This is a genomic window from Providencia rustigianii DSM 4541, from assembly GCF_000156395.1.
Lineage (GTDB): Bacteria > Pseudomonadota > Gammaproteobacteria > Enterobacterales > Enterobacteriaceae > Providencia > Providencia rustigianii.
Window position 1 is genome coordinate 215,258 of the sequence record NZ_GG703818.1, and the last position, 13,344, is coordinate 228,601.

Sequence of the window (13,344 nt, forward strand, 5' to 3'; positions counted from 1 at the left end):
CCCCCTCTCTTACCCCATTAAAAATCCCCGTGGCGACGTTCCACCAGCGTTAAAATACTGTACAATGCCACCACTTCATTGCGCTGGTTAAACACCTGAACATCCCATTCCACAACCCCATTGGGCTTATCTTCGGCTTTTTTCTGCACTTTTTTGATGGTTTTCTTGCACGTTAAACGCACTTGGATAGTGTCACCAATTTTTACGGGTTCAATAAAACGCAGATTTTCCATACCATAGTTAGCGATCACCGGACCGACGCCCGCATCCACAAATAACCCAGCGGCCGCGGATACCACAAAATAACCGTGGGCAATACGCTCGCCAAACATCGACTGCTCAGCACCGAGTTTATCCACATGAACATAGAAATTATCACCACTGAGACAGGCAAAATTCACAATATCCGCCTCAGTCACGGTGCGTCTAGCGGTGAGCAGCGTGTCACCGATCACCAAATCTTCAAAATATTTGCGGAACGGATGCACCACATCGGCAACGGTATCGGCTCCGCGCATCCACTGTTTGCTGATGGCGGTTAACATGGATGGGCTGCCTTGGATAGCGGTGCGCTGCATATAGTGTTTTACAGCTCTTAAACCACCTAATTCCTCCCCACCACCCGCACGCCCCGGTCCACCATGCACCAACATCGGCAATGGAGAGCCATGCCCCGTCGACTCTGCCGCTGCCGCTTCATTCAAAATTAACATTCGACCGTGCGCGCGAGCGCTAGCGCGGATCACCGATTGTGCCACTTGGCTATCTGCGGTGACTAACGTTCCAGCCAAACTACCTCCACCGAGAATTGCCAGCTGCACCGCCTGCTCTAATGAGTCATAGCTCATCAAAGTGGCAACCGGACCAAACGCCTCCGTTTCATGCACTGCTTGGTGGATAAATGGTTGTGCGCAATACAGTAATGTAGGCGGATAAAATGCCCCATTTTGGCTATCTGCCCCCATCACTTGTAAGTTGGTGAAACTACCACCGCACAGCAACTCACAGCCATTTGCTCGCAAATAATCCACTTTTTCTTGCACATCTTGGCGCTGTTCTAAATTAATCAGCGCCCCCATACGCACGCCATCCACCGCAGGATCGCCCATGGTCACGCCAGATAAGCGTTTCAGTAGCGCGTGTTTCACATTTTCCAACTGAGATTTTGGCACGATAATCCGGCGAATTGCGGTACATTTTTGCCCTGCTTTCGCGGTCATTTCACGGGCAATTTCTTTGATAAATAAAGCAAACTCTGGGCTTTCAGGTAGAACGTCGCTACCCAAAATCGCACAGTTCAGTGAGTCGGCTTCCATGGTGAACGGAACGGATTTTTGATGAATACGCGGATGGGATTTTAGCTTTTGCCCTGTCCCTGCCGAGCCTGTAAAGGTCACTACATCTTCAAAATCGAGGTGGTCAAACATATCCCCGACTCCACCGCAGATTAATTGGATTGCCCCTTCGGGAACCAACCCACTGTCCACCATCAATTTCACCATAGCTTGGGTGACTTGAGCGGATGCCGTCGCGGGCTTGATGATAGCAGGCATTCCCGCCAACCACGTTGGTGCGAGTTTTTCCAACATTCCCCAACAGGGAAAGTTGAATGCATTGATATGCAAAGCAACACCACGGCGAGACGTTAAAATATGGCGCGCAATAAATTGCCCTTGTTTAGAGAGCGGGATCATTTCATCTTCTGACCAAACAGTGTCATCAGGCAGCTCACGGCTGGCTAACCCCGCATAGGCGAACAACGTCCCAATTCCCCCCTCAATATCGACCCAACTATCTGCTTTTGTCGCGCCGGTTTGTGCAGAAATTGCATATAACTCATCCTTATGGGCTAAGAGATATTTTGCCAATGCCTTAATCATTTCCCCACGTTGCTGGAACGTTTGGTTGGCTAATGCTTCCCCACCGATTTCACGACCATATTGCAGGCTCTTGGCTAATGGCAGTCCTTCCGTTGTGACGGAATACAACGCTTCGTTGGTCAGCGCATGATAGATTTTGCGTCCCTCACCAGCGCCATTGACCCACTTCCCCATTATATAACTCGTTAAATGTTGCATATTTCCCTCTCCAGAAAAACGACAATAACTTATTTTGATAACAAATATGTATCATATATCCAATCATAGATGCCAATCTAAATTTAACAAATAAAAAACATTTTGCCGTTATAAATACGATTACCGTCAAAACCACACAAAATATGAATAATTTAATTTATTGATATTTAACAATTAAAATAAAATCACTGTGATGGTAATCGCAAAAACCACACAAATGGCATTGATCTTATTGTTAACTATTCCTAGCATTAATGTTAAATAAATGTGTTTCATATTTTTATATTTAAAATATTTTTTTGAATCATTTTAATGGAAGAGATCAATGAGCGAGCAAAATCAGGCACTCTTCGAGGCCAAAATCGAAGCCGATATTTCCATCGAGCCCAAGGACTGGATGCCCGATGCCTATAGACAAAACCTGATCCGCCAGATTGGGCAACATGCACACTCTGAAGTGATTGGCATGTTACCGGAAGCCAACTGGCTCACTCGTGCGCCAACTTTACGCCGTAAAGCCGTACTGCTCGCTAAAATTCAGGATGAAGCGGGACATGGTTTGTATCTGTACAGCGCCGCAGAAACCTTGGGATGCACTCGCCAAGACCTCTACCAAAAGATGCTGGATGAAAAAATGAAATACTCCTCCATCTTCAACTACCCGACCCTGAACTGGGCTGATATTGGTGTAATTGGCTGGCTTGTCGATGGTGCCGCCATCGTTAACCAAGTCGCCCTCTGCCGAGCTTCATATGGCCCCTATGCCCGTGCAATGGTGAAAATCTGTAAAGAAGAAAGTTTCCACCAGCGCCAAGGTTATGAAGCCGTGATGGTGCTCGCGCAAGGCACTGATGAGCAAAAAGCCATGCTGCAAGATGCCATTAACCGCTTCTGGTGGCCGGTACTGATGATGTTCGGTCCCAACGACTCCGATTCCCCCCATAGCGCCCAAAGCATGGCGTGGAAAATCAAACGTTTTAGTAACGACGAACTACGTCAGAAATTTGTGGATAACACCGTGCCGCAAGTGGAAGCCCTCGGCATGACTATCCCAGACCCTGACTTACAGTGGGATGAGCAACTCGGGCATTACCGTTTTGGTGAGATTGACTGGGAAGAACTTTTTCAAGTGATTAGAGGTCAGGGCATTTGTAACCAAGAACGCTTAGAGGCCAAGCGTAAAGGCTGGGAAGACGGCGCTTGGGTTCGCGAAGGTGCCATGGCGCACAGCCATAAACAACAAGCGATGAAATCCGCCGCCTAACCACACGAAATAAAAAGGAATACACCATGAGCAATCAAGACTGGCCATTGTATGAAGTATTTGTGCGTAGCAAACAAGGTTTAGCCCATCGCCACGTAGGCAGCCTGCATGCGGCAGATGATCAAATGGCGCTGGAAAATGCCCGTGATGCTTATACCCGTCGTAGTGAAGGTTGCTCGATTTGGGTGGTAAAAGCGGCACATTTAGTGGCCTCCCAACCCGATGAAAAGAGCCAATTTTTCGACCCTGCGGATACCAAGGTGTACCGCCATCCTACTTTTTACACCATCCCTGATGGCATCAAAAACATGTAAGGAGCACGGAATGAATCAGCAACAGCAGCTCCAACATTATGTTTTACGTCTCGGGGATACGCCGTTAATTCTCGCCCAGCGCTTGTGTGAATGGTGCGGCCATGCACCCGAAATCGAAATTGACCTTGCTCTCTCCAACATTGGATTAGATTTACTCGGTCAAGCGCGCAACTTTCTCAGCTATGCCGCCGAACTCAAAGGCGCTGGTTGCAACGAAGATAAGCTAGCTTACCTGCGAGATGAGCGTGAATTCAGTAATTTATTGCTCGTAGAACAACCCAATGGGGGATTTAACGATACGTTAGTCCGTCAGTTTTTTATCGATGCCTACCACGTTCCACTGTATAGCGCATTAACCCAAAGCCGCGACCCACAACTCGCCGCTATCGCCGAAAAATCCTTAAAAGAAGCCCTATATCATCTACGTTTTAGCCGTAATTGGATGGTTCGTTTAGGGGATGGTACGGCACAAAGTCAGCAAAAAATTCAGCAATCTATTCACCGTCTATGGCGCTTCACTGGGGAATTATTTCATGGGGACGAGATTGAGATTGATCTGAGCGAAGCGGGAATTGCTGTCGACCCACGAGCCTTACGCGATATTTGGCTACAAACCGTCACAGAAACCTTGGAAGAAGCCACTCTCACTTTGCCAGAACAAGCAGCCTACCGCTTAGGTGGCAAACAAGGTAGCCATACCGAGCACTTAGGTCTGATTTTAACTCAACTGCAATTTGTGCAGCGCGCTTACCCTAATAGCCAATGGTGATGAAGATGGAACAGAGAATGCAACTTCAAGCCCCCGATATTCACCAAATCTGGCAACAACTGCACCAAATTCCAGATCCGGAGTTGCCCGCTCTTTCCATCACCGATCTGGGTATGGTTCGCCATGTTGTGCCGACGGAGCAAGGCTGGCAGGTGGGATTTACCCCGACCTATTCCGGCTGCCCCGCCACCGAGTTTTTAATCAATGAAATCAAAACTGTTCTTGATAGTGCAGGATTTCAAAATGTGGATGTGGAAGTGGTACTGACCCCCGCGTGGACCACCGATTGGATGAATCAAGATGCCAAAAGACGCTTGCGGGAATTTGGCATTGCGCCACCGCAAGCTACCGCCTGCGAACATCCTGAGCATACGGGTGCTATCTGCTGCCCACGTTGTGATAGCCAACACACTGAAAAAATTAGTGAATTTGGCTCAACAGCCTGCAAAGCGCTGTATCGCTGCACTGAATGCTTAGAACCTTTTGATTATTTTAAATGTATTTAAGGGCACGCTCATGACTGTATTTCACCGTTTAAGTATTGCCGCCATCGAACGTGATACGCCAGATGCGGTTGCTGTCACCTTCAATATTCCTGAAACCTTGCGGGAGCAATACCGTTACCGCCCAGGCCAGCATCTCACGTTAAAAGCTTCAGTTAATGGGGAAGATTTACGCCGTTGCTACTCCATTTGTAGCGCTCCCGATGAAGCAACGTTAAAAATTGGGGTCAAAGCCATCTATGAGGGGCGTTTTTCCAACTTTATCAACCAGCAGCTCAATGTTGGGGATAATTTGGAGGTCATGATCCCCCAAGGGCAATTTGGTTATCAACCCGATAGCCACCATGCTGCCCATTACCTCGGGATTGCGGCAGGCTCGGGGATCACGCCACTTCTATCCATCATTAAAGCCACCCTACACATTGAGCCGAAAAGCCGCTTTGTGTTGATTTATGGAAACCGCAATAGCCGTACCGTGATGTTTAAAGAAGCCATTGCGGATTTAAAAAACCGTTTTGCCGCCCGTTTCCAAGTTCTGTATCTATTCAGTCAAGAACCCCAAGAAAGCGAGCTACTCAGTGGACGCATTGATGCCAAGCAACTCAAAGCGTTAGGGGAATCTCTCTTGAACTTTAGTCAATTTGATCGCGCTTTTATTTGCGGTCCTGAGTCCATGATGGATGAAGCTCAAGAGACGTTAATTCACCAAGGCATGCCCCAAGAGCGTGTCCATACCGAGCGCTTTAATACCTCTGGTGCAAAATTCAAACCGACTCATGCCACCAGCGAAAGCCGCCAAGTCAGTATTCACCTTGATGGACGTACTTTGGACATCAGTATGGATAGCCAAGATGACAGCATTCTCGATGCCGCCTTACGCCAAGGAGCCGATTTGCCCTATGCCTGCAAAGGCGGCGTTTGCGCAACCTGTAAATGCAAATTGCGTTCAGGAGAAGTGGAAATGGGGGTGAATTACAGCCTTGAACCTGACCAGATAGCCGATGGCTATATTCTCAGTTGCCAAGCATGGCCAAAAGGCGATGGTGTGGTGCTGGATTTTGACGTTTAAGGATGGAAACCATGGAAAATAATTGGATTTTATCCCAACAACAAAACCGCGTTCTGACACTCACCCTTAATCGCCCAGAGGTACGCAACGCCCTGAGCACCCCGTGCTTAGAGCAGCTAGTTAAACATTTAGAACGCGCCCAAGAAGACCCAAATATTGGGGCGATTGTGATCACGGGTAACCCACGTTTTTTTGCAGCGGGGGCTGATCTTAAAGAACTTCAGCAACAAACGGTCGCCAGTGCCATCACCGATAAACGCCCGCAAGTCTGGCGCCGTTTCTCACAGATTACTAAGCCGATTATTGGTGCAGCCAACGGCTATGCATTAGGTGCTGGGTTTGAATTACTGCTCGCCAGCGACATGATTATCGCGGGGGAATCCGCGCGTTTTGGTCTGCCTGAAATTACCTTGGGTTTGATCCCCGGAGCAGGCGGTACTCAGCGTCTGATTCGCACCGTCGGTAAGTCATTGGCTATGCAAATGGTGCTGACAGGTGAACCCATTGATGCCAAACAAGCCTTACGCGTAGGGCTGGTCAGTGAAGTGTGCGTGGACGAGTTAGTCCTCGAACGTGCGCAAACTATTGCCAAACGCATTGCCAGTCACGCTCCACTGGCAGTCAACGCCGCCAAAGCCGCGTTAATCAATGGGCAAGAAACTCACCTTACTGAAGGCTTGAAACTAGAGCGCCAATATTTTGTCGCTCTTGCCGGAACGGACGATCGCCAAGAGGGGATCAACGCCTTTTTCGAAAAACGATCTCCCCAGTTTACAGGACGCTAATCATGATAAATGACACCGTGATCACCGAAGAGATGATCCTTACTGCACAGGAAAATGGCGTGCTCACCATCACGTTGAATCGCCCTGATAGGCTCAATAGCTTTAATGATGAAATGCACCGCCAACTGAGTGATGCCCTCAAAATTGCCGAACGGGATGAAACGGTGCGCTGCCTCGTGATCACCGGCGCGGGTCGCGGATTTTGTGCGGGACAAGATCTTAACGATCGCAATGTTGCCGTGGGATCTGCAACACCTGATCTCGGTTTTTCTGTCGAAACTTACTATAACCCATTGATCCGCCGATTAACCGCGCTACCCAAGCCGATTATTTGTGCCGTTAATGGTGTTGCCGCAGGAGCCGGAGCCGCGATTGCCCTTGCTGGAGACATTGTGATTGCCGCCAAAAACGCCAGTTTTATTCAATCTTTTTGCCGACTTGGATTGGTTCCCGATTCTGGTGGCAGCTGGTTTTTACCCCATTTAGTCGGGCAAGCCCGAGCGATGGGTATGGCTATGTTAGGGGACAAAATTAGCGCTGAGCAAGCTTTACAGTGGGGGATGATTTGGCAAGTCACCGACAATGACCAACTGACTCAAACCGTGGACTCCCTCGCTCAGCACCTTGCCACTCAACCAACTTATGGGTTAGGTCTGATTAAAAAAGCCATTCATCGCGCTGCCACCAATACCCTTGATGAACAGCTGGATCTTGAGCGAGATTTACAACGCTTAGCAGGTCGCAGTCACGATTATCGCGAAGGTGTGGGCGCTTTCTTAAATAAGCGCGAACCGAAGTTTCAAGGAAAATAACCATGAAAACTTCACTCAGCACATCGATACAAAATGTCGCTGTGATTGGCGCAGGTACCATGGGCATAGGCATTGCGCAAGTGGCTGCCAGCGCAGGTCTGCAAGTACAAATTTTTGATGTAAATTCGCACGTGTTGCAGCAATCTTTAGCGGCGCTCTCTGCACGTTTACGCAAACGCGTCAGCCAAGGAAAAGCGGAATCCCATACAACAGAAGCGACCCTTGCCCGTATTCAGGTTGCCCATCACTTATCTGAATTGTCAGCCGCTGATTTGGTTATCGAAGCGGTCGCTGAGAAACTGGAAATTAAACAAGCTATTTTCGGTGAACTTGAGGCCATTTGTCGTGAAAATACGATTTTTGCTAGTAATACCTCCTCATTATCGATTACCGCGATTGCTAACCAATTAATTCATCCAGAGCGCATGGCCGGATTACACTTTTTTAATCCGGCTCCGGTAATGAAACTGGTGGAGGTGATCCGTGGTTTAGAAACGGCTGACGTGGTTATCGATACCCTAAAAGCACTCGCCCTATCTTTTAACAAGGTGCCCGTGATTTGCCGTTCGACACCCGGATTTATTGTTAACCGCGTGGCGCGCCCTTTCTACGCGGAAACCTTACGCGCATTAGAAGAAAAAATTGCCAATCCCGCGACGCTGGACAGTGCCATCCGTGATGCGGGGGGCTTTTCCATGGGACCGTTGCAGCTCACGGATTTAATTGGTCATGACATTAATTACTCAGTAACCCAATCCGTCTTTCACGCTTTTGGCTATGACCCACGCTTTCAAACCTCATTGGTGCAATTAGAATTGGTGCAAGCGGGGCATTTAGGGCGTAAATCGGGGCGTGGATTTTATCGGTATCAACCGGATAATCATTACGATCACAATAAATCCCAATCAAAACCCAATGCTGAGCCACCCATTACATTAACCCACCCACTGAATATTATTGCCTCTGGAAATTGGCAAATATTTCCAGAATTTAAACGCATTTTGCAGCAAAACGGGATCACACTCGAAGAACCAAAACAAAATACGTTCCAATCACCCTCACTGATTGTTAACGGGGTTGTTATTATGTTAACAAATGGTGAACTAACTTCTAAACATGCGCAAATTTTAGGTAAGCCCGTCGTGCAATTTGACCTATCGGCGGATTATGTTGCGGCAACGACTATCACCCTCAGTTGCGCTACCCAAAATAGCCACCAACAGAACCAAGATGCTATCGCGTTTTTCCAATCTATTGGGAAGCAAGTGATTGTATTGCCAGATTATCCGGCATTACTGACCATGCGCACGGTTGCCATGCTGTGTAACGAAGCGTTGGACGTGGTGAATAAAGGCATTGCAACCGCCGAGGATACGGACAATGCCATGCGTTTTGGCGTGAATTACCCTAAAGGACCTTTGGCATGGGGAGCCCAAGTGGGTTGGGAGTCTATTTTGCAGGTACTTCAACAACTCAGCGAGTTTTATGGGGATGCTCGCTATCGCCCAAATCCGCTATTACGAAAGCTCGCTGCGGGCTATGCCACTTTATCATTCAAGGAGTTGCCATGAATTCACTGCCGACTATTACCCTCGCCCAACAAGCGGCACATGCCATGTATCGCGATGATACCTGTGCAAAAGCCATGGGCATGCACATTGACGAGGTTGCTGAGGGATATGCGCAACTCACCATGAGCGTGACCGCCAATATGCTCAACGGTCATAAAACCTGCCATGGCGGGCAACTGTTTAGTTTGGCAGATACCGCCTTTGCTTACGCCTGTAATAGCCAAGGTTATGCGGCGGTAGCTTCCATGTGTTCCATTGATTTTCTGCGTCCAGGTTTTGAAGGGGATACCCTCACCGCAACCGCAAAAATGCAGCACCAAGGTAAGCGCAACGGATTATATGCCGTGGAAATTGTCAATCAAGATGGCAAGCCGTTGGCGTTATTTCAAGGGCGTTCACACCGTTTAGGTCATCGTTTAGTTGGAGAACAATCATGAATGACGCTTATATCTGCGATGGTATTCGTACCCCAATTGGTCGCTATGGCGGTGCATTATCCTCCCTTCGCCCCGATGACCTGTCGGCGATCACCTTAAAAGCCTTAATGGCACGAAACCCACAACTGGATTGGAGCCTGACCGATGACATTATTCTCGGCTGTGCCAACCAAGCAGGGGAAGATAACCGTAATGTGGCACGCATGGCGGGGCTACTATCTGGCTTACCCATCTCTGTATCAGGTACCACCATCAACCGTCTGTGTGGCTCAGGCTTAGATGCTATTGCACTTGCTGCCAGAAGTATCAAAGCGGGAGAGTCTGGGTTAATGGTGGCGGGAGGCGTGGAGTCCATGAGCCGCGCGCCGTTTGTGATGGGAAAACAAGATTCAGCATTTTCCCGTCAGGCAGAAATTTTCGATACCACCATTGGCTGGCGGTTTATTAATCCCGAAATGAAGAAACAATTTTCCACCGACTCCATGCCGGAAACGGCGGAAAATGTTGCGCAAACCTACAATATTAGCCGTGAAGACCAAGATGCTTTTGCATTGCGGAGCCAGCAGCGTACTGAGGCTGCGCGGGTAAAAGGGATTTTTGCGGAAGAGATTGTTCCCGTTACGGTGAAATTGCGCAAAAGTGAGCAACAGATTAGTGAAGATGAGCACCCACGCCCAGAAACTACCCAAGAACAGCTACAAAAACTGAAAACGCCTTTTCGTGATAATGGTTCCGTGACTGCCGGCAATGCTTCAGGGGTCAATGATGGTGCTGCCGCATTAATTATCGCATCAAAAGCCATCGCCAAGCAGCAAGGGCTAACGCCACGTGCTCGGGTCATCGCGACGGCAACTTGTGGCGTCGAGCCACGTTTGATGGGAATTGGTCCACTACCTGCCACTCAAAAAGTATTAAAAATCGCAGGGTTAACCATCGAACAAATGGATGTGATTGAGTTAAATGAAGCCTTTGCCGCTCAAGCACTCGCGGTATTACGTGGGTTAGGTCTTCCTGATGACGCACCACAGGTTAACCCCAATGGTGGCGCAATCGCCTTGGGTCATCCTCTGGGAATGAGTGGGTCACGCTTAGTGATCTCCGCCGTCAATGAGCTACACCGCAAACAAGGTCGCTACGGTTTATGCACCATGTGCATCGGTGTGGGTCAAGGCATTGCAATGATTATTGAACGAGTCTGAACATCTTAACCAATATAAAAAAGCCTGATAGCTCGACACCTGTACAGGCAAATATCAACGCATTTAATCGCTTCATTCCCTAAATGTGCTGGTAACTATAATAACGAGGACTGGCAATTATGAGCATGACACAACAAGACAATATCGACGCAATCGAGTTTGCTTCTCGCGATGAAATCGAGGCGCTGCAACTCGCTAGAATGAAGTGGACACTTACTCACGCCTATGAAAATGTGCCGATGTATCGCAAGAAATTCGACGATGCTGGGGTTCATCCTGACGATTTTCAGCAACTGAGTGATATTGAAAAATTTCCCTATACCACCAAACAAGATTTGCGTGAAAACTACCCGTTCGACACCTTTGCCGTGCCGATGGATAAAATTATTCGCATCCATGCCTCATCGGGAACAACAGGTCGCCCAACTGTTGTTGGCTATACCCAACAAGACATTGATAATTGGGCAGATTTAATCGCTCGTAGCCTACGTTCAGCGGGAGCAACTCGAGGAGATAAAATCCATGTCGCCTACGGTTACGGGCTGTTTACGGGCGGACTTGGCGCCCATTATGGTGCGGAGCGTCTTGGCGCAGCAGTGATCCCCATGTCCGGTGGGCAAACCGAAAAACAAGCGCAACTGATTGCTGACTTTAAGCCTGATATCATCATGGTCACCCCCTCATATTGTTTAACAATTATCGATGAGCTCGAGAAAATCATGGGCGGAGACGCTAGTAAGTGCTCACTGAGATTAGGCGTGTTTGGGGCTGAGCCTTGGACTGAATCCCTGAGAACAGAAATTGAAACTCGCTTAGGTATCAAAGCATTGGATATTTATGGGCTTTCGGAGGTCATGGGGCCCGGCGTTGCCATGGAATGTGCGGATTCAGGGTGCTCAGGCCCCACTATCTGGGAAGACCATTTTTATCCCGAAATTATCTGCCCCAATAGCCTGAAAACCTTGGGGGATGGTGAACATGGTGAGTTAGTGTTCACTACTCTCACAAAGGAGGCTATGCCCGTTATTCGCTACCGAACTCGCGATTTAACGCACCTGAATTTAGGCAGTCATCGTCATATGCGCAGTATCGGGAAAATCACCGGTCGCTCTGACGATATGATGATTATCCGTGGGGTCAACGTATTTCCCTCTCAAATTGAAGAGCAAATCATGCAATTCAAAGAGTTATCTCCCCACTACCAGTTGGAAATTGGTCGCCAAGGGAATATGGATAACTTGTCGGTACGTGTGGAATTGAAGCATCCGGAACAATTGACGTTCGATGAACGCTGTAATATCTGCCATAACCTCAAACACCGTATCAAATCCATGGTCGGGATCAGTACCCGCGTCAGTATTATGAACTGCGGTGATATTCCTCGCTCCCAAGGGAAAGCTCAACGCGTAATTGATACGCGAATTGCAATTTAAATCAAAAGATTAAGATATGGCTGGCAACAGCCTGTCTTAAATCCGGTTTCCACTCAGTGCACCATACGCTATTTAGCAAGTACAAGACAATCGTCTAATTTTTGTCTAAGATTTGTGGGCATCTGATACATTAATTTTAGGGATAAGCGAATAATGGAAACCAAGCTCAATCAGTTTATTCAGCACGCCATTGAGAGCCAGCCGATCAGTGGCACCTCATTGATTAGCTCCTTATATGGCGATGCCCTGCATCATCGTGGCGGAGAAGTCTGGTTAGGCAGCCTCACTAAATTACTTGAGCCAATGGGCTTTTCAGACCGTTTTGTGCGCACCTCCGTTTTCCGTCTACAAAAAGAGGGCTGGTTAGATGTCGAAAAAATTGGGCGTCGCAGCTATTACCGAATTTCTGAACGAGGACAGAGCCGTTTTCGCCGCGCTGAAAGCAAAATTTATTTAAGCGAGCAATCTGAATGGAATGGAAAATGGGATTTACTGTTATTGGAAAGTGCCGATAAAGACGAAAAAATCCGCCTCAAAAAAGAGTTAAGTTGGCTGGGATTTGGGCAATTTAATACCTCATTAATGGCAGCGCCTAACAGTAATCAAAGCGATATTCCTGCACTTTTGAGTGAATTAAATGCCGCAGAAAATGTTGTCTATTTCCATGCAGATTATCCCTTTAACCGTTCCGAAAAAAATCTAAAATCCCTCGTCTTTGATGCATGGTCACTGCCCGATATTTCCGAGCATTACCATCAGTTTATTACCTTATTCCGTCCCGTGGCCTTGTTACTAAAAGAGTATTCCGAGCAAGTCATTTCGCCAGAGCTGTGCTTCCAGTTGCGTCTATTGTTGATCCATTTTTATCGCCGCGTCGTGTTAAAAGACCCATTACTGCCGGATGAGTTGTTACCCACCCAATGGGAGGGGCATATCGCTCGTCACCTGTGTACCAATATTTATCAACGTATCGACCAAGGTGCTACGCAGTACGTCACACAAATATGTGAGACCACTTTTGGCGAACTTCCTCAACCCTCGAGCGCTTATTACCGACGTTTTGGCGGGGTTTTGAAAGAGCTTTCTGCCGCATAATCTTTGCCTGTTGGC

Annotated in this window: 13 protein-coding genes; 12 read left to right on the forward strand and 1 reads right to left on the reverse strand. The window is 48.1% G+C overall.

All coding sequences use genetic code 11. The annotated features are described in order from the left end of the window. Nucleotides 1-17: 17 nt before the first annotated feature. Nucleotides 18-2,078 carry a phenylacetic acid degradation bifunctional protein PaaZ gene (gene paaZ / locus PROVRUST_RS06085; RefSeq protein WP_039854622.1) on the reverse strand — a complete coding sequence of 687 codons (2,061 nt, stop codon included), beginning with the start codon at nucleotides 2,076-2,078 and terminating at the stop codon, nucleotides 18-20. 325 nt (nucleotides 2,079-2,403) lie between these two features. Here paaZ and paaA point away from each other — a divergent pair, with 325 nt between their 5' ends. From paaA to paaX, 12 genes are all read left to right on the forward strand, one after another. Beyond that, nucleotides 2,404-3,342: a 1,2-phenylacetyl-CoA epoxidase subunit PaaA gene (gene paaA, locus PROVRUST_RS06090; protein ID WP_006813862.1), complete on the forward strand. Its 939-nt coding sequence runs from the start codon at nucleotides 2,404-2,406 to the stop codon at nucleotides 3,340-3,342. Between the two features lie 26 nt (nucleotides 3,343-3,368). Next, on the forward strand, nucleotides 3,369-3,656 hold the full coding sequence (paaB, locus tag PROVRUST_RS06095) for a 1,2-phenylacetyl-CoA epoxidase subunit PaaB (RefSeq protein WP_006813863.1): 288 nt from the start codon (nucleotides 3,369-3,371) through the stop codon (nucleotides 3,654-3,656). Nucleotides 3,657-3,666: 10 nt separating this feature from the next. Further along, complete coding sequence (gene paaC, locus PROVRUST_RS06100; protein WP_039854626.1) at nucleotides 3,667-4,425, forward strand: 1,2-phenylacetyl-CoA epoxidase subunit PaaC; 759 nt, start codon at nucleotides 3,667-3,669, stop codon at nucleotides 4,423-4,425. A 5-nt stretch (nucleotides 4,426-4,430) separates the two neighbouring features. Further along, nucleotides 4,431-4,931 carry a 1,2-phenylacetyl-CoA epoxidase subunit PaaD gene (gene paaD / locus PROVRUST_RS06105; protein ID WP_039854628.1) on the forward strand — a complete coding sequence of 167 codons (501 nt, stop codon included), beginning with the start codon at nucleotides 4,431-4,433 and terminating at the stop codon, nucleotides 4,929-4,931. Between the two features lie 10 nt (nucleotides 4,932-4,941). Further along, complete coding sequence (gene paaE, locus PROVRUST_RS06110; protein WP_039854630.1) at nucleotides 4,942-5,997, forward strand: 1,2-phenylacetyl-CoA epoxidase subunit PaaE; 1,056 nt, start codon at nucleotides 4,942-4,944, stop codon at nucleotides 5,995-5,997. A gap of 11 nt (nucleotides 5,998-6,008) precedes the next feature. After that, complete coding sequence (gene paaF / locus PROVRUST_RS06115) at nucleotides 6,009-6,782, forward strand: 2,3-dehydroadipyl-CoA hydratase PaaF (RefSeq protein ID WP_039854909.1); 774 nt, start codon at nucleotides 6,009-6,011, stop codon at nucleotides 6,780-6,782. A gap of 2 nt (nucleotides 6,783-6,784) precedes the next feature. Next, entirely contained in the window at nucleotides 6,785-7,594 is an 810-nt protein-coding gene (gene paaG, locus PROVRUST_RS06120) for a 2-(1,2-epoxy-1,2-dihydrophenyl)acetyl-CoA isomerase PaaG (RefSeq protein ID WP_006813868.1), read from the forward strand. Between the two features lie 2 nt (nucleotides 7,595-7,596). Beyond that, a complete protein-coding gene (locus PROVRUST_RS06125; RefSeq protein WP_006813869.1) occupies nucleotides 7,597-9,165 on the forward strand; it encodes a 3-hydroxyacyl-CoA dehydrogenase in 1,569 nt (522 codons plus the stop codon). Beyond that, nucleotides 9,162-9,602, forward strand: coding sequence for a hydroxyphenylacetyl-CoA thioesterase PaaI (gene paaI / locus PROVRUST_RS06130; RefSeq protein ID WP_006813870.1), 441 nt, complete (start codon nucleotides 9,162-9,164; stop codon nucleotides 9,600-9,602). Before PROVRUST_RS06125 ends, paaI begins: the two co-directional genes overlap by 4 nt. Continuing rightward, the gene (gene pcaF, locus PROVRUST_RS06135) at nucleotides 9,599-10,801 is read left to right on the forward strand and encodes a 3-oxoadipyl-CoA thiolase (protein ID WP_006813871.1); all 1,203 of its coding nucleotides are present in this window, start codon (nucleotides 9,599-9,601) and stop codon (nucleotides 10,799-10,801) included. The genes paaI and pcaF overlap by 4 nt, the downstream gene beginning before the upstream one ends. A gap of 119 nt (nucleotides 10,802-10,920) precedes the next feature. Continuing rightward, nucleotides 10,921-12,234 (forward strand): phenylacetate--CoA ligase PaaK, encoded by a 1,314-nt coding sequence (gene paaK, locus PROVRUST_RS06140; RefSeq protein ID WP_006813872.1) that lies wholly within the window; start codon nucleotides 10,921-10,923, stop codon nucleotides 12,232-12,234. A 153-nt stretch (nucleotides 12,235-12,387) separates the two neighbouring features. Then, entirely contained in the window at nucleotides 12,388-13,329 is a 942-nt protein-coding gene (gene paaX / locus PROVRUST_RS06145; protein WP_006813873.1) for a phenylacetic acid degradation operon negative regulatory protein PaaX, read from the forward strand. The last annotated feature ends 15 nt before the right edge of the window (nucleotides 13,330-13,344 follow it).

Excerpts from the sequence above, each read along its gene's own strand:
- paaK (WP_006813872.1), top strand. The coding sequence starts at position 10,921 with ATGAGCATGACACAACAAGACAATATCGACGCAATCGAGTTTGCTTCT.
- paaC (WP_039854626.1), top strand. The coding sequence starts at position 3,667 with ATGAATCAGCAACAGCAGCTCCAACATTATGTTTTACGTCTCGGGGAT.
- paaE (WP_039854630.1), top strand. The coding sequence starts at position 4,942 with ATGACTGTATTTCACCGTTTAAGTATTGCCGCCATCGAACGTGATACG.
- paaA (WP_006813862.1), top strand. The coding sequence starts at position 2,404 with ATGAGCGAGCAAAATCAGGCACTCTTCGAGGCCAAAATCGAAGCCGAT.
- paaF (WP_039854909.1), top strand. The coding sequence starts at position 6,009 with ATGGAAAATAATTGGATTTTATCCCAACAACAAAACCGCGTTCTGACA.
- paaZ (WP_039854622.1), bottom strand. The coding sequence starts at position 2,078 with ATGCAACATTTAACGAGTTATATAATGGGGAAGTGGGTCAATGGCGCT.
- pcaF (WP_006813871.1), top strand. The coding sequence starts at position 9,599 with ATGAATGACGCTTATATCTGCGATGGTATTCGTACCCCAATTGGTCGC.
- paaD (WP_039854628.1), top strand. The coding sequence starts at position 4,431 with ATGGAACAGAGAATGCAACTTCAAGCCCCCGATATTCACCAAATCTGG.
- paaX (WP_006813873.1), top strand. The coding sequence starts at position 12,388 with ATGGAAACCAAGCTCAATCAGTTTATTCAGCACGCCATTGAGAGCCAG.
- paaG (WP_006813868.1), top strand. The coding sequence starts at position 6,785 with ATGATAAATGACACCGTGATCACCGAAGAGATGATCCTTACTGCACAG.
- paaI (WP_006813870.1), top strand. The coding sequence starts at position 9,162 with ATGAATTCACTGCCGACTATTACCCTCGCCCAACAAGCGGCACATGCC.
- paaB (WP_006813863.1), top strand. The coding sequence starts at position 3,369 with ATGAGCAATCAAGACTGGCCATTGTATGAAGTATTTGTGCGTAGCAAA.
- PROVRUST_RS06125 (WP_006813869.1), top strand. The coding sequence starts at position 7,597 with ATGAAAACTTCACTCAGCACATCGATACAAAATGTCGCTGTGATTGGC.